Annotated in this window: 18 protein-coding genes and 1 tRNA gene; 9 read left to right on the top strand and 10 right to left on the bottom strand. The window is 66.6% G+C overall.

Features of this window, described 5'->3' with window-relative positions:
• Positions 1–8: 8 nt before the first annotated feature.
• The 4 genes from WS54_RS15730 to WS54_RS15710 all read right to left on the bottom strand — a co-directional run bounded on the left by WS54_RS15730 (position 9) and on the right by WS54_RS15710 (position 5,269).
• A complete protein-coding gene (locus WS54_RS15730) occupies positions 9–3,014 on the bottom strand; it encodes a ribonucleoside-diphosphate reductase subunit alpha (protein WP_034206351.1) in 3,006 nt (1,001 codons plus the stop codon).
• 452 nt (positions 3,015–3,466) lie between these two features.
• Positions 3,467–4,057: a 1,6-anhydro-N-acetylmuramyl-L-alanine amidase AmpD gene (gene ampD, locus WS54_RS15720; RefSeq protein ID WP_034206350.1), complete on the bottom strand. Its 591-nt coding sequence runs from the start codon at positions 4,055–4,057 to the stop codon at positions 3,467–3,469.
• Positions 4,054–4,362: a PP0621 family protein gene (locus WS54_RS15715; protein ID WP_034206349.1), complete on the bottom strand. Its 309-nt coding sequence runs from the start codon at positions 4,360–4,362 to the stop codon at positions 4,054–4,056. The genes ampD and WS54_RS15715 overlap by 4 nt, the downstream gene beginning before the upstream one ends.
• Before the next feature lie 13 nt (positions 4,363–4,375).
• Positions 4,376–5,269: a cytochrome C assembly family protein gene (locus WS54_RS15710; RefSeq protein WP_034206348.1), complete on the bottom strand. Its 894-nt coding sequence runs from the start codon at positions 5,267–5,269 to the stop codon at positions 4,376–4,378.
• 89 nt (positions 5,270–5,358) lie between these two features.
• Between WS54_RS15710 and ffh the strand changes: the two genes are divergently transcribed.
• Both ffh and WS54_RS15700 read left to right on the top strand, forming a co-directional pair.
• On the top strand, positions 5,359–6,726 hold the full coding sequence (gene ffh, locus WS54_RS15705) for a signal recognition particle protein (protein WP_059779123.1): 1,368 nt from the start codon (positions 5,359–5,361) through the stop codon (positions 6,724–6,726).
• Between the two features lie 94 nt (positions 6,727–6,820).
• Positions 6,821–7,372, top strand: coding sequence for a hypoxanthine-guanine phosphoribosyltransferase (locus tag WS54_RS15700; protein WP_006489240.1), 552 nt, complete (start codon positions 6,821–6,823; stop codon positions 7,370–7,372).
• An 84-nt stretch (positions 7,373–7,456) separates the two neighbouring features.
• On the opposite strand, the gene WS54_RS15695 is transcribed toward WS54_RS15700, so the two are convergent.
• Both WS54_RS15695 and WS54_RS15690 read right to left on the bottom strand, forming a co-directional pair.
• A complete protein-coding gene (locus WS54_RS15695; RefSeq protein ID WP_006496761.1) occupies positions 7,457–8,065 on the bottom strand; it encodes a MarC family protein in 609 nt (202 codons plus the stop codon).
• 21 nt (positions 8,066–8,086) lie between these two features.
• Positions 8,087–9,823, bottom strand: coding sequence for a proline--tRNA ligase (locus WS54_RS15690; RefSeq protein ID WP_059500922.1), 1,737 nt, complete (start codon positions 9,821–9,823; stop codon positions 8,087–8,089).
• Positions 9,824–10,041: 218 nt separating this feature from the next.
• On the opposite strand from WS54_RS15690, the gene WS54_RS15680 reads away from it, so the two are divergent.
• The gene (locus WS54_RS15680) at positions 10,042–10,686 is read left to right on the top strand and encodes an RNA pyrophosphohydrolase (protein WP_059779122.1); all 645 of its coding nucleotides are present in this window, start codon (positions 10,042–10,044) and stop codon (positions 10,684–10,686) included.
• Positions 10,687–10,699: 13 nt separating this feature from the next.
• Positions 10,700–11,308 (top strand): CNP1-like family protein, encoded by a 609-nt coding sequence (locus WS54_RS15675; protein ID WP_059779121.1) that lies wholly within the window; start codon positions 10,700–10,702, stop codon positions 11,306–11,308.
• Positions 11,309–11,401: 93 nt separating this feature from the next.
• Here the strand turns inward: WS54_RS15675 and proB are convergent, their stop codons facing one another.
• The 4 genes from proB to rplU all read right to left on the bottom strand — a co-directional run bounded on the left by proB (position 11,402) and on the right by rplU (position 14,508).
• On the bottom strand, positions 11,402–12,520 hold the full coding sequence (gene proB, locus WS54_RS15670; RefSeq protein WP_034206343.1) for a glutamate 5-kinase: 1,119 nt from the start codon (positions 12,518–12,520) through the stop codon (positions 11,402–11,404).
• An 89-nt stretch (positions 12,521–12,609) separates the two neighbouring features.
• Positions 12,610–13,722 carry an Obg family GTPase CgtA gene (gene cgtA / locus WS54_RS15665; RefSeq protein WP_059779120.1) on the bottom strand — a complete coding sequence of 371 codons (1,113 nt, stop codon included), beginning with the start codon at positions 13,720–13,722 and terminating at the stop codon, positions 12,610–12,612.
• 186 nt (positions 13,723–13,908) lie between these two features.
• The gene (rpmA, locus tag WS54_RS15660) at positions 13,909–14,172 is read right to left on the bottom strand and encodes a 50S ribosomal protein L27 (protein WP_034206341.1); all 264 of its coding nucleotides are present in this window, start codon (positions 14,170–14,172) and stop codon (positions 13,909–13,911) included.
• A 24-nt stretch (positions 14,173–14,196) separates the two neighbouring features.
• Entirely contained in the window at positions 14,197–14,508 is a 312-nt protein-coding gene (gene rplU, locus WS54_RS15655; protein ID WP_027783472.1) for a 50S ribosomal protein L21, read from the bottom strand.
• Positions 14,509–14,718: 210 nt separating this feature from the next.
• On the opposite strand from rplU, the gene WS54_RS15650 reads away from it, so the two are divergent.
• The 5 genes from WS54_RS15650 (at position 14,719) to WS54_RS15630 (ending at position 19,940) form a co-directional block, all read left to right on the top strand.
• Positions 14,719–15,714, top strand: a complete 996-nt coding sequence (locus tag WS54_RS15650) for a polyprenyl synthetase family protein (protein WP_059779119.1) — start codon at positions 14,719–14,721, stop codon at positions 15,712–15,714.
• Between the two features lie 148 nt (positions 15,715–15,862).
• Positions 15,863–15,939, top strand: a tRNA-Pro gene (locus WS54_RS15645).
• Positions 15,940–16,078: 139 nt separating this feature from the next.
• The gene (locus tag WS54_RS15640; RefSeq protein ID WP_059779117.1) at positions 16,079–17,371 is read left to right on the top strand and encodes an HlyC/CorC family transporter; all 1,293 of its coding nucleotides are present in this window, start codon (positions 16,079–16,081) and stop codon (positions 17,369–17,371) included.
• Between the two features lie 83 nt (positions 17,372–17,454).
• The gene (locus WS54_RS15635) at positions 17,455–18,732 is read left to right on the top strand and encodes a GspE/PulE family protein (RefSeq protein WP_059779116.1); all 1,278 of its coding nucleotides are present in this window, start codon (positions 17,455–17,457) and stop codon (positions 18,730–18,732) included.
• A 2-nt stretch (positions 18,733–18,734) separates the two neighbouring features.
• A complete protein-coding gene (locus WS54_RS15630; protein ID WP_059779114.1) occupies positions 18,735–19,940 on the top strand; it encodes a type II secretion system F family protein in 1,206 nt (401 codons plus the stop codon).
• The last annotated feature ends 35 nt before the right edge of the window (positions 19,941–19,975 follow it).

Below are 19,975 nucleotides of genomic sequence, written 5' to 3'. Positions count from 1 at the left end.
GCACTGCGTTACTGGCACGCTTCGCACTCGTCGAAGCCGGGATCGCCCGGACGCATCGTGCACACCGGACCGTCTGCTTCGACCGGCGCGAGTGCCGGCGCCGCGTTGACCACGCCCGACGACGCATCGCCGCCTGCCGCACCGAAGCCGCCCGCCGCGCCTTGCGCGCCGCCGCTGCCCGAGCCGCCGCTGCCTGCACCGCCCGTCGGCACTGCGTTCAGCGCACCGTGTGCGACCGTCGACTTCTCGACGTGCGTCGCCGCCATCGTGCGGAGGTAGTAGGTCGTCTTCAGGCCGCGCAGCCATGCGAGCTTGTAGACCTCGTCGAGCTTCTTGCCCGATGCGCCGCCCATGTAGATGTTCAGCGACTGCGCCTGGTCGATCCACTTCTGGCGACGCGATGCCGCTTCGACCAGCCACGTCGGGTCGACCTCGAACGCGGTCGCGTAGATCGCGCGCAGGTCGGCCGGGATGCGGTCGATGCGCGACAGCATGCCGTCGAAGTACTTCAGGTCGGCGACCATCACTTCGTCCCACAGGCCGCGTTCCTTCAGGTCGCGGACGAGATACTCGTTCACCACCGTGAATTCGCCCGACAGGTTCGACTTCACGTACAGGTTCTGGAAGGTCGGCTCGATACAGGCCGACACGCCGATGATGTTCGAGATCGTCGCCGTCGGCGCGATCGCGACGCAGTTCGAGTTGCGCATGCCGTGCGCGGCGATCCGCGCACGCAGCGTCGTCCAGTCGAGCGATTCCGACGTGTCGACCTCGACGTAGCCGCCGCGCGCTTCCGTCAGCAGCTTCAGCGTGTCCTGCGGGAGGATGCCGCGATCCCACAGCGAGCCGCGATAGCTCGAGTAGCGGCCGCGCTCTTCGGCCAGCTCGGTCGACGCGTAATACGCGTAGTAGCAGACGGCTTCCATCGAACGGTCGGCGAATTCGACCGCCGCTTCCGACGCGTACGGCGTGCGCAGCAGGTGCAGGCAGTCCTGGAAGCCCATGATGCCCATGCCGACCGGGCGGTGCTTCAGGTTCGAGTTACGCGCCTTCGGCACCGCGTAGTAGTTGATGTCGATCACGTTGTCGAGCATGCGCATCGCGACGCTGATCGTGCGCTTCAGCTTGTCGTGGTCGAGCGCGTAGCTGCCGTCGGCCTGCTTCACCAGGTGGGCGACGAGGTTCACAGAGCCCAGGTTGCACACCGCGATTTCGGTGTCGCTCGTGTTCAGCGTGATCTCCGTGCACAGGTTCGACGAGTGGACGACGCCGACGTGCTGCTGCGGCGAGCGCACGTTGCACGGATCCTTGAACGTGATCCACGGGTGGCCCGTCTCGAACAGCATGCCGAGCATCTTGCGCCACAGCTGCTGCGCCGGAATCTTCTTGAACAGCTTGATCTCGCCGCGCGCGACCTTGTCTTCGTAAGCCGTGTAAGCCGCCTCGAATTCCGCGCCGAACTTGTCGTGCAGGTCCGGGCAGGTCGACGGCGAGAACAGCGTCCACTCGCCGCCTTCCATCACGCGCTTCATGAACAGGTCGGGAATCCAGTTCGCCGTGTTCATGTCGTGCGTACGGCGGCGGTCGTCGCCGGTGTTCTTGCGCAGCTCCAGGAACTCCTCGATGTCGAGGTGCCACGATTCGAGGTACGCGCAGACCGCGCCCTTGCGCTTGCCGCCCTGGTTCACCGCGACGGCCGTGTCGTTCACGACCTTCAGGAACGGCACCACGCCTTGCGACTTGCCGTTCGTGCCCTTGATATGCGAGCCGAGTGCACGCACGCGCGTCCAGTCGTTGCCGAGGCCGCCGGCGAACTTCGACAGCAGCGCGTTTTCCTTCAGCGCTTCGTAGATGCCGTCCAGATCGTCCGCGACCGTCGTCAGGTAGCACGACGACAGCTGCGAGCGGTGCGTGCCCGAGTTGAACAGCGTCGGCGTCGAGCTCATGAAGTCGAAGCTCGACAGCACGTTGTAGAACTCGATCGCGCGCGTTTCGCGGTCGATCTCGTTCAGCGACAGGCCCATCGCGACGCGCATGAAGAATGCCTGCGGCATTTCGATGCGGGTGCCTTCGACGTGCAGGAAGTAGCGGTCGTACAGCGTCTGCAGGCCGAGGTAGCCGAACTGCAGGTCGCGGTTCGCGTCGAGCGCTTCGCCGAGGCGCTTCAGGTCGAACTGCAGCAGCTTGTCGTCGAGCAGGCCGGCGTCGACGCCGCGCTTCAGGAACTGCGGGAAGTATTCGGCGTAGCGGGTCGACATCTCGGCCTGCACGACTTCCTCGCCGAGGATCTCGCGGCGGATCGTGTGCAGCAGGATGCGGGCCGTGACCTGGCTGTATGCCGGATCCTTTTCGATCATCGTGCGCGCCGCGAGGATCGCCGAGTCGTAGACCTGGCTCATCGGCACGCCGTCGTACAGGTTCTTCACCGTCTCCGCGACGATCGGGTCAGGGTTAACCGCAGCGCCGAGGCCGTCGCACGCCGACACGATCAGCGCGCGCAGCGCGTTCAGGTCGAGCGGGCGCGTGACGCCGTTGTCGACCACGTTGATGCCGGTGGTCGACTCGCCGCCCGCGGCCGCCGCTTCCTCGCCCGCATGCTGGCGCTCGAGGTGACGCTTCTCGCGATACAGCACGTACGCACGCGCGACGTTGTGCTCGCCGCCGCGCATCAGCGCGAGTTCGACCTGGTCCTGGATGTCTTCGATATGGAACGTACCGCCGTTCGGGCGGCTGCGCACGAGCGCGCGCACGACGTTGTGCGTCAGTTGCTCGACCTGCTCGCGTACGCGCGCCGATGCCGCGCCCTGCCCGCCATTGACGGCCAGGAAAGCCTTGGTCACCGCGATCGCGATCTTCGACGGTTCGAACGACACGACGCTGCCGTTGCGGCGGATCACCTTGTAGTCGGCGAACGTGGCCTGCGGCGCGAGCGCCTTCGCGCCCTGTTCGGTCCCGCCGAGCGGACGGCTCGAGGCGCTCTCGTACTGGGACGTCGCGTTGTCGGTGGTTTGCATGTGCAAAGCTCCTGGTGTTGGATGGTGCGGAGAGAACCGCGGATTAAAACGAACGCCGCGCCACGCGGTGCGCGAGCGGTAAGAGGCGAGCGATGCGCCGGGGAAGCCGGTTCGGTCGATGCGCGACAACCCGGCCGGTCGTGTGCTTCGTCATGTATACCCTGCCCCGTCGATATTCGCTGCGCTGATCGCGACGCCCGGACCGCCCGGCCTGACGCGCCGCCTTGAGAACCCTGTCCGCCGGCGTTGCCCGCCGGCCGGTGCCGCTCGGGTTTTCCCCTGCGACACACACTATATCTAGTGCAGAACTGCTCAACTGGCACCAAGTATAGTGGACATTCGGAGGACGTCCAAACGGATAATTTGCGATAGAGGTCTTGACATCGCTCACGCGCAGACACGGCAAGGCATTGGTCGGAGAAAAAACTTTCTCCGCTCAAAAAACCCCGCGATCAGTGCTGACGGAAAGGAAAGTATTCGGCGGAAAAACCGGCATCGCTCGCGAAGCGTTGCCAATCGAAGTGCGGGCCCGGGTCGGTCTTGCGGCCCGGCGCGACGTCCGAGTGCCCCGCGAACGCGTCGACCGGGTAGCGCGCGGCGAGCGCGCGGGAGAGCGCGGCGAGCACCGCGTATTGCGCATCGTCGAACGGCACGTCGTCCGCGCCTTCGAGCTCGATGCCGATCGAGAAGTCGTTGCAGCGCGGGCGGCCGAAGAACTCGGACGAGCCCGCGTGCCACGCGCGCTCGTCGCACGACACGAACTGCACGAGCTCGCCGCCGCGGCGGATCAGGAAATGGGCGGACACCCGCACGCCGCGCAGGTGGCGCTGATAATAGGGGTGCGCATCGCAGTCGAGGCGATTCAGGAACAGCGCCTCGATCGCGTCGCCGCCGAATTCGCCGGGCGGCAGGCTGATGTTGTGGACGACCACGAGCGTCGGCACCGCACCCGCGGGCCGCATCTCGAAGTTCGGCGACGGCGCATGACGCGCTTCGCGCACCCAGCCGTTCGCGTCGACCGACAGCACCGGCGCGTCGCTCATCGGGCGTCGCGACCGTTCACGCGCGCGGCGTGGCGCCGCGCATGCTCGGCGCTGCAGAAGTATTCGCCGCTCGCGGCGACGGCGTCGCCCTTCGGCGCATGCACGCCGCATTCGGCGCAGCGCACCATCGGCTCGGGCAGCGACCGCGCGTCGCCGTTCGGGCGCGCGGCGCCGGCGCCGGGCGCACCGTCGTGACCGGCGCCGCGGCCGGCGCGCGCCTGTGCCTGTTCCTGCGCATGGCGCAGTTTGCGCGCGAGCCACGAACCCGCGAAGAAGAGAAGGATCAGGAGAAGAATCTGTCGCATCGGAAACCTGCGGTCAAACCACGGAGCGGTGCAGCAGCACCTCGAAAACGAACCGGCTGCCGACATACGCGAGCAGCAACGCGGCGAACGACACGAGCACCCAGCGCGCGGCGCCGCGGCCGCGCCAGCCCGACGTCTTGCGGGCGATCAGCAGGCCGCCGAACATCAGCCACGACAGGATCGCGAACACCGTCTTGTGATCGAGCCGCAACGCGCGCGCGTCGACCTGCTCGCTGAACAGGATGCCCGATGCGAGCGTCAGCGTGAGCAGCACGAAGCCGGCGCCGATCAGGCGGAACAGCAGCTTCTCGAGCGTGAGCAGCGGCGGCAGCGTTTCGAGCCAGCTCGCGATCCAGCCCGTCGAGCCGTCGCGCCCGCCGCTGCGCAGCGACTGCAGGCGCCGCTCGACCATCAGCATCAGGATCGCGTGCAGCGCGGCGATCGCGAAGAGGCCGTACGCGATGTTCGCGATCAGGAAATGCAGCTTGAACAGCGGCGCCGCGGCATAAGGAAGCACCCGCACGCCGCCGAACACGAGCGGCAGCAGCGACGCGCCGCACGCGAGCGGCAGCACCAGCAGGCGCAGGCTGTCGAGCGGGAAGAAGAAGCTCTCGATCCAGTAGATGCCGGCGCCGAGCCAGAACATCGCGGACAGCGCGAACGCGAAGCCGAACACCATCGCGTCGTTCGGAAAGATCGTCATGTGGAGCAGCACGCCGTGCGCGACCAACGCGGCGAACAGCAGCGCACGGCCGGCCCCGCTCATCCCGGACGCGGCGGACGCGGGAACCGGCACGGCCGGCACGCTCGCGACGAGCGGCGTCGCGCCCTGGCGGTGCGCGCGCCAGCCGGCGACGGCGAGGCCGCCGTACAGGAATGCGGTGAGGGCATACAGTACAATATCCATGTTCGAAGTTTACACTAGGCCCCCTTCCCGCGACGGCTCCCTTTGTTCGGTTCCGCCGCGCCTTCGGGCCCCACTGTCCATCGCTCCCCATGCTCGACAATCTCACTCAACGGATGGCGCGCGTCGTCAAGACGCTGCGCGGCGAGGCCCGGCTCACCGAGGCGAACACGCAGGAGATGCTCCGCGAGGTGCGTCTCGCGCTGCTGGAAGCCGACGTGTCGCTGCCGGTCGTCCGCGAATTCATCGCCAAGGTCAAGGAAAAGGCGCTCGGCGAAGAAGTGATCAGCAGCCTGTCGCCGGGCCAGGCGCTCGTCGGCGTGGTCCAGAAGGAACTGACCGCCGTGATCGGCGGCGACTACGAAGGCAAGGCCGCCGAGCTGAACCTCGCGGTCACGCCGCCTGCCGTGATCCTGATGGCCGGCCTGCAGGGCGCGGGCAAGACCACGACCGCCGGCAAGCTCGCGAAGCTGCTGCGTGAGAAGTACAAGAAGAAGGTGCTGACCGTATCGTGCGACGTGTATCGCCCGGCCGCGATCATGCAGCTGAAAACGGTGAGCGAACAGGTCGGCGCGGATTTCTTCCCGTCGACGCCGGACCAGAAACCCGTCGACATCGCGCTCGCGGCCGTCGACTGGGCGAAGCGCCACTACCATGACGTGCTGATCGTCGACACGGCCGGCCGCCTCGGCATCGACGAAGCGATGATGCAGGAAATCGCCGCGCTGCACGGTGCGCTGAAGCCGGCCGAAACGCTGTTCGTCGTCGACGCGATGCTCGGCCAGGACGCGGTCAACACCGCGAAGGCGTTCAACGACACGCTGCCGCTCACCGGCGTCGTGCTGACCAAGCTCGACGGCGACTCGCGCGGCGGCGCCGCGCTGTCGGTGCGCCACATCACGGGCAAGCCGATCAAGTTCGTCGGCGTCGCCGAGAAGCTCGACGGCCTCGAGGTGTTCCACCCCGACCGGATGGCCAACCGGATCCTCGGCATGGGCGACATCCTCGCGCTGGTCGAGGAAGCGCAGCGCGGCGTCGATGTCCAGGCCGCGCAGAAGCTCGCCGACAAGGTCAAGAAAGGCGGCGACTTCGACCTGAACGATTTCCGCGCGCAGATCTCGCAGATGAAGAACATGGGCGGCCTGTCGTCGCTGATGGACAAACTCCCCGCGCAGTTCCAGCAGGCGGCAGCCGGCGCCGACATGGGCCAGGCGGAGAAGTCGATTCGCCGGATGGAAGGCATCATCAGCTCGATGACGCCCGCCGAGCGCGCGAAACCCGAAATCATCAAGGCGACGCGCAAGCGTCGCATTGCAGCCGGCGCGGGCGTGCCGGTGCAGGAAGTCAACCGGATGCTGAACCAGTACGATCAGATGCGTACGATGATGAAGAAGCTGAAGGGCGGCAACATGCAGAAGATGATGCGCGGCCTGAAGGGCATGATGCCCGGCATGCGCTGATTTCGCCCGTCGGCCAGCGCGCGGGTTTTTGCCGTAGCGCGCGCCTGCCGTTCTGCTTCATCCTTATTTGTATACCGACTGCCCGCCAGAACACATGAACCGCGAAGAAGCCCTCCACATTTTCGACCACTCCGAAGAGATCGTCTCGGCCGACGCCGTCAACGCGTCGATCTCGAAGATGGCCGACGCGATCCGCGCCGAGATCGGCGACGCGTTCCCGCTCGTTCTCTCGGTGATGGGCGGCGCCGCGGTGTTTACCGGGATGCTGCTGCCGCATCTCGATTTCCCGCTCGAATTCGACTACATCCACCTGACCCGCTACCGCAACACGACGCAGGGCAGCCCGGAAATGCACTGGCGCGTCGCGCCGCGCGAATCAGTGAAGGACCGCATCGTGCTCGTGCTCGACGACATCCTCGACGAAGGCGAGACGATGGCCGCGATCCGCGACCGCATCCTCGACATGGGCGCGCAGCGCTTCATGTCGGCCGTGCTGTGCGAGAAGACGCTCGCGAAGGCGAAACCGCTGCACCCCGACTTCTGCGGCTTCTCGGTGCCGGATCGCTACGTGTTCGGCTGCGGGATGGACGCGAAGGGCTACTGGCGCAACCTGCCGACGATCCGCGCGCTGACCGCGAACGTCTGATCGCCGCCCCGCCGGCTATATCAATAGAAAGCGGCGCTCCGGTTTCCCGGAGCGCCGCTTTTTTCGTCGACCGCGCCGCCCGCGCTACGGCTGCAACTGGTGCACGAACGCGCGAATGCCCGCCAGCAGCATCTCGACCGAGATCGCGACGAGCACGAGGCCCATCAGCCGCTCGAACGCGGCGACGGTCCGCTCGCCGAGCCACGCCTGAATCCTTTCGGCCAGCACCAGCGTAATCGCACAGACGATCATCGTGACCGTCAGCGCGCCGACCCACTCGAACATCTTGCCCGGCGCCTGCGACGTCAGCAGCATCACCGTCGCGAGCGCGGACGGCCCGGCCAGCGCAGGGATCGCGAGCGGCACGATGAACGGCTCGCCGCCCGCACGCGGATCGCTGCCGAGCGCACCGTCCGGATGCGGGAAGATCATCCGCAGTGCGATCAGGAACAGCACGATCCCGCCGCCGAGCCGCAGCGACAGGTCGGTGAGGCTCATCATCCGCAGGAAGCGATCGCCGACCACCATGAAGAACAGCAGGATCACGAACGCGATGCCCACTTCCCGCAGGATCAGCTTCACGCGCCGCTCGCGCGGCACGTCGCGCATCGCCGAAATGAACAGCGGGATGTTGCCGAGCGGATCCGTGATCAGCACGAGGAGCACGGTGGCCGACAGGAACGTGTATTCCATCGTGTCCCCCGGTCGCCGCGCTTAGTGCGCGAGCGCGGCGCGGATCTTCTCCGCGACCGTCGCCGCGGCCGTGTCGGCCGGCAGCAGCGTCGCTTCGGTGTCGCGGCGGCCCTGGTACTCGATCTTGCCTTCCTTCAGCCCGCGCTCGCCGATCACGAGACGATGCGGCACGCCGATCAGCTCCCAGTCGGCGAACATCACGCCCGGGCGTTCGCCGCGATCGTCGAGGATCACGTCAATGCCGGCCGCGACGAGTTCCGCGTACAGCTTGTCGGCCGTCTCGCGCACCATGTCGCTGCGGTCATAGCCCATCGGGCACAGCACGACCTCGAACGGCGCGATCGACTCGGGCCAGACGATGCCGCGATCGTCGAAGTTCTGCTCGATCGCCGCGCCGAGAATACGCGTGATGCCGACGCCGTAGCAGCCCATCAGCATCGGCTGCGGCTTGCCCGACTCGTCGAGGAACGTCGCGCCCATCGCTTCCGAGTACTTGGTGCCGAGCTGGAACACGTGGCCGACTTCGATGCCGCGGCAGATGTCGATCGCGCCCTTGCCGTCCGGCGACGGGTCGCCCTTCTTCACGTTGCGCACGTCGGCGACTTCCGGCTCCGGCAGGTCGCGGCCCCAGTTCACGCCGGCGATGTGATAGTCGACCTCGTTCGCGCCGACGACGAAGTCGCTCATGTTCGCGACCGTGCGGTCCGCGATCACCTTCACCGGCTTCTTCGTGCCGACCGGGCCGAGGTAGCCCGGCGGCGTGCCGAACCACTCGACGATTTCCTGCTCGGTCGCGAAGCGGTGGTTCTTCAGGCCCGGCAGCTTCGACACCTTGATCTCGTTCAGGTCGTGATCGCCGCGCAGCATCACGAGCCAGATGGTCGGCTCGGCGCCTTCGTTGTCGGTCGCGAGCACGATCGACTTGATCGTGCGCTCGAGCGGGATGCCCAGCAGTTCGGCGACGGCCTCGCACTTCGCCTTGCCGGGCGTCGCGACCTTTTCCATCGCTTCGGCCGGCGCCGCGCGCTCGGCAATCAGCGGCAGCGCTTCGGCCGCCTCGACGTTCGCCGCGAATTCGGACGTCGGGCAGTACGCGATCGCGTCCTCGCCGGTATCGGCGATCACGTGGAATTCGTGCGAGAAGTTGCCGCCGATCGAGCCGCTGTCGGCCGCGACCGCCCGGAACTCGAGGCCGAGACGCGTGAAGATGCGCACGTACGCGTCGTACATCTTGCGGTACGACTCATTCAGGCCCGCCGCGTCCTTGTCGAACGAATACGCGTCCTTCATGATGAATTCGCGGCCGCGCATCACGCCGAAGCGCGGACGGATCTCGTCGCGGAACTTCGTCTGGATCTGGTAGAAGTTCACCGGCATCTGCCGGTAGCTCTTGATCTGGTTGCGCGCGATGTCGGTGACGACTTCCTCGTGCGTCGGCCCGATCACGAAATCGTTGTCCTTGCGGTCCTTGAAGCGCAGCAGCTCGGGGCCGTACTGCTCCCAGCGGCCCGACTCCTGCCACAGCTCGGCCGGCTGCACGGCCGGCATCAGCAGCTCGATGGCGCCCGCCCGGTTCATTTCCTCGCGCACGATCGCCTCGACCTTGCGAATCGAGCGCAGGCCGACCGGCAGGTAGTTATAGATGCCGCCGGCGACGCGACGGATCATGCCGGCGCGGACCATCAGCTTGTGGCTGACGATCTCTGCGTCGGCCGGTGCCTCTTTCAGGGTGCCGATAAAGAAACGGGAAGCTTTCATGCGGACGGTTCCAAAAACGGCGCCCCCAGGCGGGGCGCCCGAAAAAGTTTCAAGGTGAAAAAGCTGCGCGCCGTGAACAGCGATGGCGCAGATGACGTAGCAGACTAATCAGGGACAATTCAGCCGGTGTGCCCCGCGCGGATTCGCTCCGTCACGGTGCGCAGCGCCCGTTATCTGTTTATAATCAAAGCAATTTTAAAGGATTCGAAGGTGGTTGTATGCTGGATCGTGAAGGCTTTCGCCCGAACGTCGGCATCATCCTCTTGAACGCGCGCAACGAGGTGTTTTGGGGCAAGCGGCTCCGCGAGCATTCCTGGCAGTTTCCTCAAGGTGGGATCAAGTACGGCGAGACCCCCATGCAGGCGATGTACCGGGAACTGCACGAGGAAACGGGCCTGCATCCGGAACACGTCAAGATAATCGGCCGCACCCGCGACTGGTTGCGTTACGAGGTGCCTGACAAGTTCATCAAACGCGAAGTACGCGGTCATTACCGCGGCCAGAAGCAGATCTGGTTCCTGCTGCGGATGGTCGGACGCGATTGCGACATTTGCTTGCGCGCGACCGACCACCCGGAGTTCGATGCGTGGCGCTGGAACGAGTACTGGGTGCCGCTCGATGCGGTGATCGAGTTCAAGCGGGATGTCTATCAGTTGGCGCTGACGGAACTGTCGCGCTTCCTGCGCCGCCCGGCGCAGCGAGCCGAGAAGCCGCGCGGGCCGCGTGTGTCGCGCTATCCGCGCGTCATTGGCGCACCGGCCCAGCCGCTGACGATTGTCGACACATCGGTGGTCTGTTCGGAGATCGAAGTGGAGGCGAGCTCGCTCGACGAGATACCGCCCCGCGTGATCGTCGGCAAATGACGAGTCGGACTGCATGACCGGGCGCGACCTTGGTGTCGCGCCCTTTTTTTACGAGGAATGCATATTGAAAGCGATTGCTCTCGCGCTCGCATCGATCGCCGCGGTGGCCGCCCTGGCCGGCTGCGCGAACTCGAAAGCGCCGTCCAACAAGGATGACAGCGAGTTCGTGTACCTGCTCGACCGTCAGGGGACCTGGAAGGAAAACGCCGTCGATACGCTGCCGCCGCTGCCGCAAACGGGCGACCTGCTGCCGTTCAACGTGTCGCAGAACACGCCGCTGAAGTTCTTCGTCGATGCGAAATCGCTCGACGTCGGTACCGACGGCGTCGTGCGCTACGCAGTCGTCATCACGAGCCCGGCCGGTGCGCGCAACGTGAACTACGAAGGCATCCGCTGCGACACCTACGAATGGCGCCAGTACGCCGGCCTGAACTCGGACCACGACGGCTGGGATCGCACGGTCGAGAACGACTGGCGGCGCATCGAGAACGGCGAGCTGAACGCCTACCACTCCGCGCTCTACCAGGACTACTTCTGTTCGAACAAGATGCCGCAGGGCTCGACCCGGCAGATTCTCGAAAACATCCGGTTCCACCGCACCGCGATGACGCAGTTGCGCTGACGGCACGCGATGCGGGTTGCCCGCATCGTCCCGCGCATGAAAAAGCCCGCATCGCGCGGGCTTTTTCACTTGAACGACGGAACCGGCCGGCGATTACACCAGCACGAGGTTGTCGCGATGAATCAGTTCGGGTTCCAGCATATAGCCGAGCACGGTCTCGATCTCGCCGCTCGGCTTGCGGTGAATCAGCTTCGTTTCCGCGCTGCTGTAGTTCGTGAGCCCGCGCGCCACCTCGCGCCCGTCCGGGCCGACACAGGCGATCACCTCGCCGCGCGCGAACGCGCCCTGCACGTCGGTCACGCCGATCGGCAGCAGGCTCTTGCCGCCGGCCGTCAGTTTCTCGACCGCACCCGCGTCGATCACGACATGGCCGCGCACCTGCAGATGGTCGGCCATCCATTGCTTGCGCGCCGCCATCCGCGCGGTCCGTGCGATCAGTTGCGTGCCGATCGCCTCGCCGGCCGCCAGACGCACGAGCACGTCGGCCTCCCGGCCGCTCGCGATCACGGTATTCGCGCCGCTGTGCGCCGCACGCTTCGCCGCGAGGATCTTCGTCAGCATCCCGCCGCGACCGAGACTCGAGCCGGCCCCGCCTGCCATCGCCTCGAGCTCCGGCGCGCCTGCATTGGCCTCGCCGACGAGCGTCGCGTTCGGGTCCTTGCGCGGATCGGCCGTGAACAGCCCGGACTGGTCGGTGAGGATGATCAGCGCATCGCCTTCGATCAGGTTCGCGACGAGCGCGCCGAGCGTGTCGTTGTCGCCGAATTTGATTTCGTCGGTGACGACGGTGTCGTTTTCGTTGATGATCGGCACGACGCCGAGCCGCAGCAGCGTGAGCAACGTCGATCGCGCATTCAGGTAGCGCTCGCGATCCGCCAGATCGGCGTGCGTGAGCAGGATCTGCGCGGTACGGATGCCGTGCTCGGTGAAGCGGCTTTCGTAGACTTGCGCGAGCCCCATCTGGCCGACCGCGGCGGCGGCCTGCAGCTCGTCGATTTCCCGCGGCCGCTTGCTCCAGCCGAGCCGTTGCATGCCTTCGGCAATCGCGCCCGAACTGACGAGCACGACCTCCTTGCCCTGCGCACGCAGCGCAGCGATCTGAGCCGCCCAGCGGCCGATCGCAGCATGATCGAGCCCCTTGCCGTCGTTGGTCACGAGGCTGGAGCCCACCTTCACCACCAATCGCTTCGAATCCGCGATGATCGAACGCATCCTGCACTGTCTCCTGTATCTGATGCCTGCCCGGCCGGGCGCGATTGAACGCCAACGCCGGGCGGCACGCCCGGCGCGTCAGCGAACGTTCAGGCGTCGTCGCCCGGCGCCGCACCGCCCTTCGCCGGCGGCGCATCGCGGAAACGCACGTCGGCCGCGAGATCCTCCGCCTCCGCCGCACGATGCGCGTCCGAGTGTTCGGAGAGATAGTCGTAGATCGCGTAACACAGCGCTTCGCAGCCCTGGCCCGTCAGCGCCGAGATCTCGAACACGGGGCCGTCCCAGCCGAAGCGGTCGAGGAAATCCGCGACGCGCGCCTCGCGCTCGTCTTCCGGCACCATGTCCAGCTTGTTGAGCACGAGCCAGCGCGGCTTCTCGTAGAGGGCCTCGTCGTACTTGCGCAGCTCGCCGACGATGGCCTTCGCTTCCGCGACCGGATCGACGCTTTCGTCGAACGGTGCGAGATCGACCAGATGCAGCAGCACGCCGGTACGCTGCAGGTGACGCAGGAATTGATGCCCGAGGCCCGCGCCTTCGGCCGCCCCCTCGATCAGCCCCGGGATATCGGCGATCACGAAGCTCTTGCTCGGGCCGACACGCACCACGCCGAGATTCGGCGCGAGCGTCGTGAACGGGTAATCGGCGATCTTCGGCTTCGCGTTCGACACCGACGAGATGAAGGTCGACTTGCCCGCGTTCGGCATGCCGAGCAGGCCGACGTCGGCGAGCACTTTCAGCTCGAGCTTCAGCATGCGCCGCTCGCCCGGCTTGCCGTCCGTCTTCTGGCGCGGCGCGCGGTTCGTACTCGACTTGAAATGCAGGTTGCCGAGGCCGCCGGCGCCGCCCTGCGCGAGCATCACCTGCTGGCCGTGCTCGGTCAGATCGGCGATCAGCTCGCCCGTATCCATGTCGCTGATGATCGTGCCGACCGGCATGCGCAGCGTGACATCGTCGCCGCCCTTGCCGTAGCAATCCGAGCCGCGACCGTTCTCGCCGTTGCGCGCGAGGTGCTTCTTCGCGTAACGGTAGTCGATCAGCGTGTTGATGTTGCGGTCGGCGATCGCGTAAACGCTGCCGCCCCGGCCACCGTCGCCACCGTCCGGCCCGCCGAACGGGACGAATTTCTCACGGCGCATCGACGCGCTGCCATCGCCTCCGTCGCCGGCGATGACTTCGATTCGTGCTTCGTCAATGAACTTCATTCGTCACTCCGCCCAGTATTTCCGCTATTGTGCCGCGCGCCGGCGCGCTTGAACAATCTGCCGTTCGGCCGATCGCACGCCGGTTGCGCGAGGGTCGCCGGCACGCACATGCGCCCGGCGACCCAATAAAAAAGGCCCCGCGAAGACTGCGGGGCCTTTCGGCTACGAAGCCCGTGGGTGCCTGACTTAGGCAGCCGCCGGGACGACGATGACCAGATGCTTCTTGTCCGCGCCCTTCGTCGCGAACTTGACGTGACCGTCGACCAGCGCGAACAGGGTGTGATCCTTGCCCATGCCGACGTTATCGCCAGCGTGCATGCGCGTACCGCGCTGACGCACGATGATGCCGCCGGCATTGATCGCCTGGCCGCCGTACACTTTCACGCCGAGACGTTTCGACTCGGAGTCGCGGCCGTTCCGGGAAGAGCCGCCTGCCTTTTTGTGTGCCATCTGATTGCTCCTTTACCGAGGCGCTTACGCGTTGATCGCGTCGATGCGCAGCTCGGTGTAGTTCTGGCGGTGGCCGCCGTGCTTTTGGTAGTGCTTCCGGCGACGCATCTTGAAGATGGTGACCTTGGCATGACGACCGTGCGACACAACGGTGGCCTTGACGGAAGCCCCACTGACCAGCGGCGCACCGAACTTAATCGATTCGCCTTCGCCCACTGCGAGAACCTGGTCGAGCGTGATTTCAGCGTCAATGTCAGCCGGTATCTGTTCTACTTTGAGTTTTTCGCCAACGGCAACCTTGTACTGCTTGCCGCCGGTTTTTATGACCGCGTACATTGAGAACCTCACTCTGGATCCAATTTTTCCGCACACCACGCGCGGAAAACACGTGATTATACATGGGGTTAGCACCCAAGTCAAAGCCGATCGACGATTGCCGCGCGCGGGCCTCGGCCGGACGGCCAAAATCGCGCTGCCGGTACGTCTGACAGACCGGCATATCGCGGATTCGACTTATAATCCGCGGCATCACCCAATTCCATCATCATGTCGTCGTCCACCGCCTCCCCCACCCTCAGCGCCGCCCACCTGCTCGCCCCGATCACCAGCGACATGGAGCAGGTGAATCGCGTTATCCGGCAAAGCCTCGCGTCCGACGTGCTGCTGATCAACCAGATCGCCGAGTACATCATCGGCGCGGGCGGCAAGCGGCTGCGTCCGGCGCTGCTGCTGCTCGTCGCCGGCGCGCTCGGCGAAACGTCGCACCAGCGGCACGTGCTGGCCGCCGTCGTCGAGTTCATCCACACGGCCACGCTGCTGCACGACGACGTCGTCGACGAATCCGAGCTGCGCCGCGGCCGCCAGACCGCCAATGCGCTGTTCGGCAACGCGGCGAGCGTGCTGGTGGGCGATTACCTCTACTCGCGCTCGTTCGAGATGATGGTCGGCGTCGGCAAGATGCGCGTGATGGAGATCCTGTCCGAAGCGACGACGATCATTTCGGAAGGCGAGGTGCTGCAACTCCTCAACATGCACGACGCGGACGTCGACGAAGCGCGCTACATGCAGGTGATCCGCTACAAAACGGCGAAGCTGTTCGAGGCGTCGGCCCGTCTGGGCGCCGTGCTCGCGGGCGCCGATGCGCCGACCGAGGCCGCCGCAGCCGAATACGGCCGCCGGATCGGCACCGCGTTCCAGATCATGGACGACTGGCTCGACTATGCAGGCACCGCCGAGGCGATGGGCAAGAATGCCGGCGACGATCTCCGCGAAGGCAAGCCGACGCTGCCGCTCATCTATCTGATCGAGCGCGGCACGCCCGAACAGTCGGCGCTCGCACGCGAGGCGATCGAACAGGGCGGCACCGATCGCTTCGACACGATTTTCGAAGCGATCACGCGCTCGGGCGCGCTCGATCACACGCTCGAATGCGCGCGTCAGGAAGCGCAGGTGGCCGCAGCGGCGATTGCCGCGTTCCCCGATTCGATCTACAAGGAAAGCCTGCTCGGGTTGTGCTCATACTCGACGTCGCGGCAATCGTAAGCACGCCGCGAACGGTGAGCGAGGCCTTGTCCCGAAAAATTTCTTCATCCAAGTATTCCCTTTTAGAAAAAACATCGTTATAGTTACGTTCTTGCTTGAGACGACGCAGCGATCTTCATGAAGACGGCGAAGTCCGAAGAGCAAAAATCGGGGTGTAGCTTAGCCTGGTAGAGCGCTACGTTCGGGACGTAGAGGCCGGAGGTTCGAATCCTCTCACCCCGACCAGATTTAAAAAAACCGTGCACCGTGTGCACGGTTTTTTTTCGTCCGGCGGCCGCGGCCCCCGTGTCGCGCGCGACACATCGCGGTCGCCGGCCTCTGCTATATTTCCCCCATCCCTGTCCTTCACTGCCCTTTCCAACGCGTGGACCAAATTCCCTTATGGGCGCAAATCGGCGCCGTCTTCCTGCTTCTCCTCTGTTCCAGCTTCTTTTCCATTTCCGAGACCGCGATGATGGCGCTCAATCGCCATCGGCTGAAGCATCTCGCCGGCCAGGGCGTACTCGGCGCGAAAACCACGCAGGGGCTGCTCACGCGCACTGACTTGCTGCTCAGCGTGATCCTGATCGGCAACAACCTGTTCAACACGATCATCCCGGTCCTCACGACCTCGCTCGCGCTCCATACGTTCGGCCGCAACAACCTCGCGCTGTCGATCGCGACCGGCGTCGTCGCGTTCCTGATCATCGTGTTCGCGGAAATCGCGCCGAAGATCGTCGGCGCGACGTTCCCCGAACGCATCGCGCTGCCCGCGAGCCTCGTGATCGCCCCGCTGATGCGCGTGTTCAAGCCGGTCGTCTGGTTCGTCAATGCGCTCGCGAACGGCGTGCTGTGGGCGCTGCGCATCAACACGAAGAAGGGCCGCGACCAGCGGATGTCGGCCGACGAGCTGCGCGCCATCGTGCTCGAATCGAGCAGTTTCATGCCGACCAAGCACCGCAGCATCCTGCTCAACCTGTTCGACCTCGAGAACATCACGGTCGACGACGTGATGGTGCCGCGCCGCCAGATCGAGTCGCTCAACTTCTACGCGCCGCTCGACGACATCCTGCATCAGCTCGAAACCTGCTATCACAACCGCCTGGTCGTCTACGAAGGCGACATCGACAAGGTGCTCGGGGTGCTGCACGTGCGCAAGACGCTCACCGCGCTGCACAACCAGGATTTCGACCGCGAGACGCTGCGCGCGCTGCTCGCCGAACCGTACTACGTGCCGTCGGGCACGCCGGTGGTCCAGCAGCTCCAGTTCTTCCAGGAAACCCGGCAGCGCACCGCGCTCGTCGTCAACGAGTACGGCGAACTCGAGGGGCTCGTCACGCCCGAGGACATCATCGAGGAACTGATCGGCGAATTCACGACGTCGATGCCGCGCAGCGAACGCGCGGGCGGCTGGGACGAGAACGGCGAATGCATCGTCTCGGCCAGCATGCCGCTGCGCGAACTGAACCGCTGGCTGCACCTGAAACTGCCGACCGACGGGCCGAAGACGCTGAACGGACTGGTACTCGAGATCCTCGAGGAAATTCCGGAAGACGACGTGTGCGTGAAAATCGGCGACGTGATGCTCGAAGTGATGCGCAGCGACGATCAGGCCGTACGCACCGTCAAGCTGTTCAAGCCGCGCGGCGCACGCACCGGACGCGCCGCCGCGCGCTAGCCGAACGGCCGACTGCCGGCGCCGCCCGCGACGCGCGATCATCTGCGCATCACGGTCAACAGGCGGCCAGCGTGCCGGCTCACATGCATTTCCCTTCCTCCGGGGCACCGCTGCACACGCAGTCGTCGCCCGCGCATTCCGGCGCACCGCCGGCCGCCGCGCCCCCTGCACTCGATGCGGCCCAGCTCGACGATGCCCCCGCCGTACGCCTGCTGACGGACACACTGCATGCGGCGCGCGTGCGCGACGCATCGGACATCCACGTCGAGCCGTTCGAAGCCGGCTGGCGCATTCGCCTGCGCGTCGACGGCGTGCTGCATGAACTGGCGCGACCGCCGCTGCACCTGCGCGATGCGCTCGTCACGCGGATCAAGGTGCTCTCGCGCATGGACATCGCCGAGCGGCGGCTTCCTCAGGACGGCCGGCTGCGCATCGCGATCGACGGCGGCACGCGCGGCGACTACCGCGTCAGCTCGCTGCCCACGCTGTTCGGCGAAAAGCTCGTGCTGCGGCGGCTCGAAACGCTGCCGCCCGATCTCACGCTTGCCAACCTCGGCTTCGACGCGCAGCAGGCGGCCGCGATGGAGGCCGCGATCCGCGCGCCGCACGGCCTCGTGCTCGTCACGGGCCCGACCGGCAGCGGCAAGACGCTGTCGCTCTACTGCGCGCTGCAGATGCTCGATCGCGACGCGCACAACGTCTGCACGGTCGAGGATCCCGCCGAGATCCAGCTCGACGGAATCAATCAGGTCGGGGTCGCCGACAAGGCGGGGCTCACGTTCGCGACGGCGCTGCGCGCGTTGTTGCGGCAGGATCCGGACGTCATCATGGTCGGCGAGATTCGCGATGCGGAGACGGCCGATGTCGCGATCAAGGCCGCGCAGACCGGTCATCTCGTGCTGTCGACGCTGCACACGAACGACGCGCCGGCCGCCGTCGCGCGGCTGCTCGACATCGGCGTCGCGCCGTACAACCTCGCCGCCGCGCTGCACCTCGTCACCGCGCAGCGTCTCGTCCGGCGCCTGTGCGTCGCCTGCCGCGTGCGTTCGGACGCGTCGGCGCGCGCGCTGCGGGAATCCGGGTGCGACCCGGCGGCGCTGGCAGCCGGATGGCGGCCGTTCGTCGCGCGCGGCTGTTCCGCCTGTCACGGGATCGGCTATCGCGGCCGCATCGGCCTGCACCAGACGATGCCGGTATCGCCCCGGCTGGCCGAGCGCATCGTCGCGCGGGCGAGCGTCGGCGAACTCGCGCAATGCGTGGCGACCGAGGGCGTGCGCACCCTGCGCGACGCGGCACTCGCGCGCGTCATGGACGGCACGACGAGCATCGCGGAAGCCGTCGCCGCCACACCCGCGGCGTGAACATGCGCACGCCGCCGCGCGAAACCCGCTTTGCATGGCGCGGCCGCCATCGCGACGGCTCGCCGCGCCGCGGGATCGTCATCGCCTTTGACGCCGCGGCCGCGCGCGCCACGCTCGCGCGCGACGGCGTCGCGGTACTGTCGCTCGACGTCCGCGGGCCGGCCCGTCCGCCTGCGGCGGCCGCGCGCGACATCACGCGCTTCACGCGCCAGCTCGCGAGCCTGCTGCAAGCCGGCCTGCCGCTTGCGCCGTCGCTCGAGATGCTCGCGCGCACCCGCACGCGCGACGGCGTGCCGCGCATCGCCGCGGGGCTCGCGCGCGAAATCGTCGGCGGCCGGCGCTTCGCCGATGCGCTCGCACGCTATCCATCGCAGTTCGGCACGCTGTATCGCCAGTTGATCGAAGTCGGTGAAGCGTCCGGTTCGCTCGGCATCGTGCTGACGCGGCTCGCGGAACACCGCGAGCGCGCCGATGCGCAATGGCGCAAGCTGCGCGCGGCGCTCGCGTATCCGGCCGCCGTCATCCTGTTCGCGCTCGCGATCTCGGCAGCATTGATGGTGTGGGTCGTGCCGACCTTCCGTCAGATCTTCGACGGTTTCGGCGCCGCCCTGCCCGCACCGACCCGCGCACTGCTCGCGCTGTCCTCCGCGCTGTCGGCCTGGGGCGGTGTGCTTCTGGCCGGCGCGGCCGCCACGGGGCTCGCCGCGCAGCACGCGCTTCGACGCTCGGCCGCGCTGCGTCATGCGCTCGCGCGACACCTGCTGCGCGCCCCGCTCGCGGGCAGCGCACTGGAGCGGTTCGCGGCCGCACGCTGGTGCCGCTCGCTGGCGACGCTGCTCGGCGCCGGCGTGCCGCTCGCCAATGCATTCGCCACGCTCGAGCGCACGGCCGGCCATCCGGTGTTCGCGCACGCCACCGCGCACATCGCCGCACGCGTGTTGCGCGGCGTGCGTCTGGCCGATGCGATGCAATCGGCCGGCTGCTTTCCGGACGACGTCGTGCAACCGATCGCCGTCGCCGAGGAATCCGGTGCGCTCGACACGATGCTGGCCGACATCGCCGCGTCGTGCGAACGCCAGCTCGACGCGCGCCTCGATGCGCTCGCCGCGCTCGGCGAACCGTTGATCGTGATCGTCCTGGGCGCCCTCGTCGGCGGCCTCGTGATCGCGATGTACCTGCCGATCCTTCAACTCGGCAACGTGGTGTAGCATCGCAACCGATTCTGTCGCCTTTTTGTCCGAAC

The organism is Burkholderia sp. NRF60-BP8, from assembly GCF_001522585.2.
GTDB lineage: Bacteria > Pseudomonadota > Gammaproteobacteria > Burkholderiales > Burkholderiaceae > Burkholderia.
Note: the sequence above shows the minus strand (reverse complement) of the source record. Positions and strands in the feature narration are given on the sequence as shown.

Coding starts and splice junctions, on each gene's coding strand:
- WS54_RS15730 (WP_034206351.1), bottom strand. CDS start 3,014: ATGCAAACCACCGACAACGCGACGTCCCAGTACGAGAGCGCCTCGAGC.
- ampD (WP_034206350.1), bottom strand. CDS start 4,057: ATGAGCGACGCGCCGGTGCTGTCGGTCGACGCGAACGGCTGGGTGCGC.
- WS54_RS15715 (WP_034206349.1), bottom strand. CDS start 4,362: ATGCGACAGATTCTTCTCCTGATCCTTCTCTTCTTCGCGGGTTCGTGG.
- WS54_RS15710 (WP_034206348.1), bottom strand. CDS start 5,269: ATGGATATTGTACTGTATGCCCTCACCGCATTCCTGTACGGCGGCCTC.
- ffh (WP_059779123.1), top strand. CDS start 5,359: ATGCTCGACAATCTCACTCAACGGATGGCGCGCGTCGTCAAGACGCTG.
- WS54_RS15700 (WP_006489240.1), top strand. CDS start 6,821: ATGAACCGCGAAGAAGCCCTCCACATTTTCGACCACTCCGAAGAGATC.
- WS54_RS15695 (WP_006496761.1), bottom strand. CDS start 8,065: ATGGAATACACGTTCCTGTCGGCCACCGTGCTCCTCGTGCTGATCACG.
- WS54_RS15690 (WP_059500922.1), bottom strand. CDS start 9,823: ATGAAAGCTTCCCGTTTCTTTATCGGCACCCTGAAAGAGGCACCGGCC.
- WS54_RS15680 (WP_059779122.1), top strand. CDS start 10,042: ATGCTGGATCGTGAAGGCTTTCGCCCGAACGTCGGCATCATCCTCTTG.
- WS54_RS15675 (WP_059779121.1), top strand. CDS start 10,700: ATGACCGGGCGCGACCTTGGTGTCGCGCCCTTTTTTTACGAGGAATGC.
- proB (WP_034206343.1), bottom strand. CDS start 12,520: ATGCGTTCGATCATCGCGGATTCGAAGCGATTGGTGGTGAAGGTGGGC.
- cgtA (WP_059779120.1), bottom strand. CDS start 13,722: ATGAAGTTCATTGACGAAGCACGAATCGAAGTCATCGCCGGCGACGGA.
- rpmA (WP_034206341.1), bottom strand. CDS start 14,172: ATGGCACACAAAAAGGCAGGCGGCTCTTCCCGGAACGGCCGCGACTCC.
- rplU (WP_027783472.1), bottom strand. CDS start 14,508: ATGTACGCGGTCATAAAAACCGGCGGCAAGCAGTACAAGGTTGCCGTT.
- WS54_RS15650 (WP_059779119.1), top strand. CDS start 14,719: ATGTCGTCGTCCACCGCCTCCCCCACCCTCAGCGCCGCCCACCTGCTC.
- WS54_RS15635 (WP_059779116.1), top strand. CDS start 17,455: ATGCATTTCCCTTCCTCCGGGGCACCGCTGCACACGCAGTCGTCGCCC.
- WS54_RS15630 (WP_059779114.1), top strand. CDS start 18,735: ATGCGCACGCCGCCGCGCGAAACCCGCTTTGCATGGCGCGGCCGCCAT.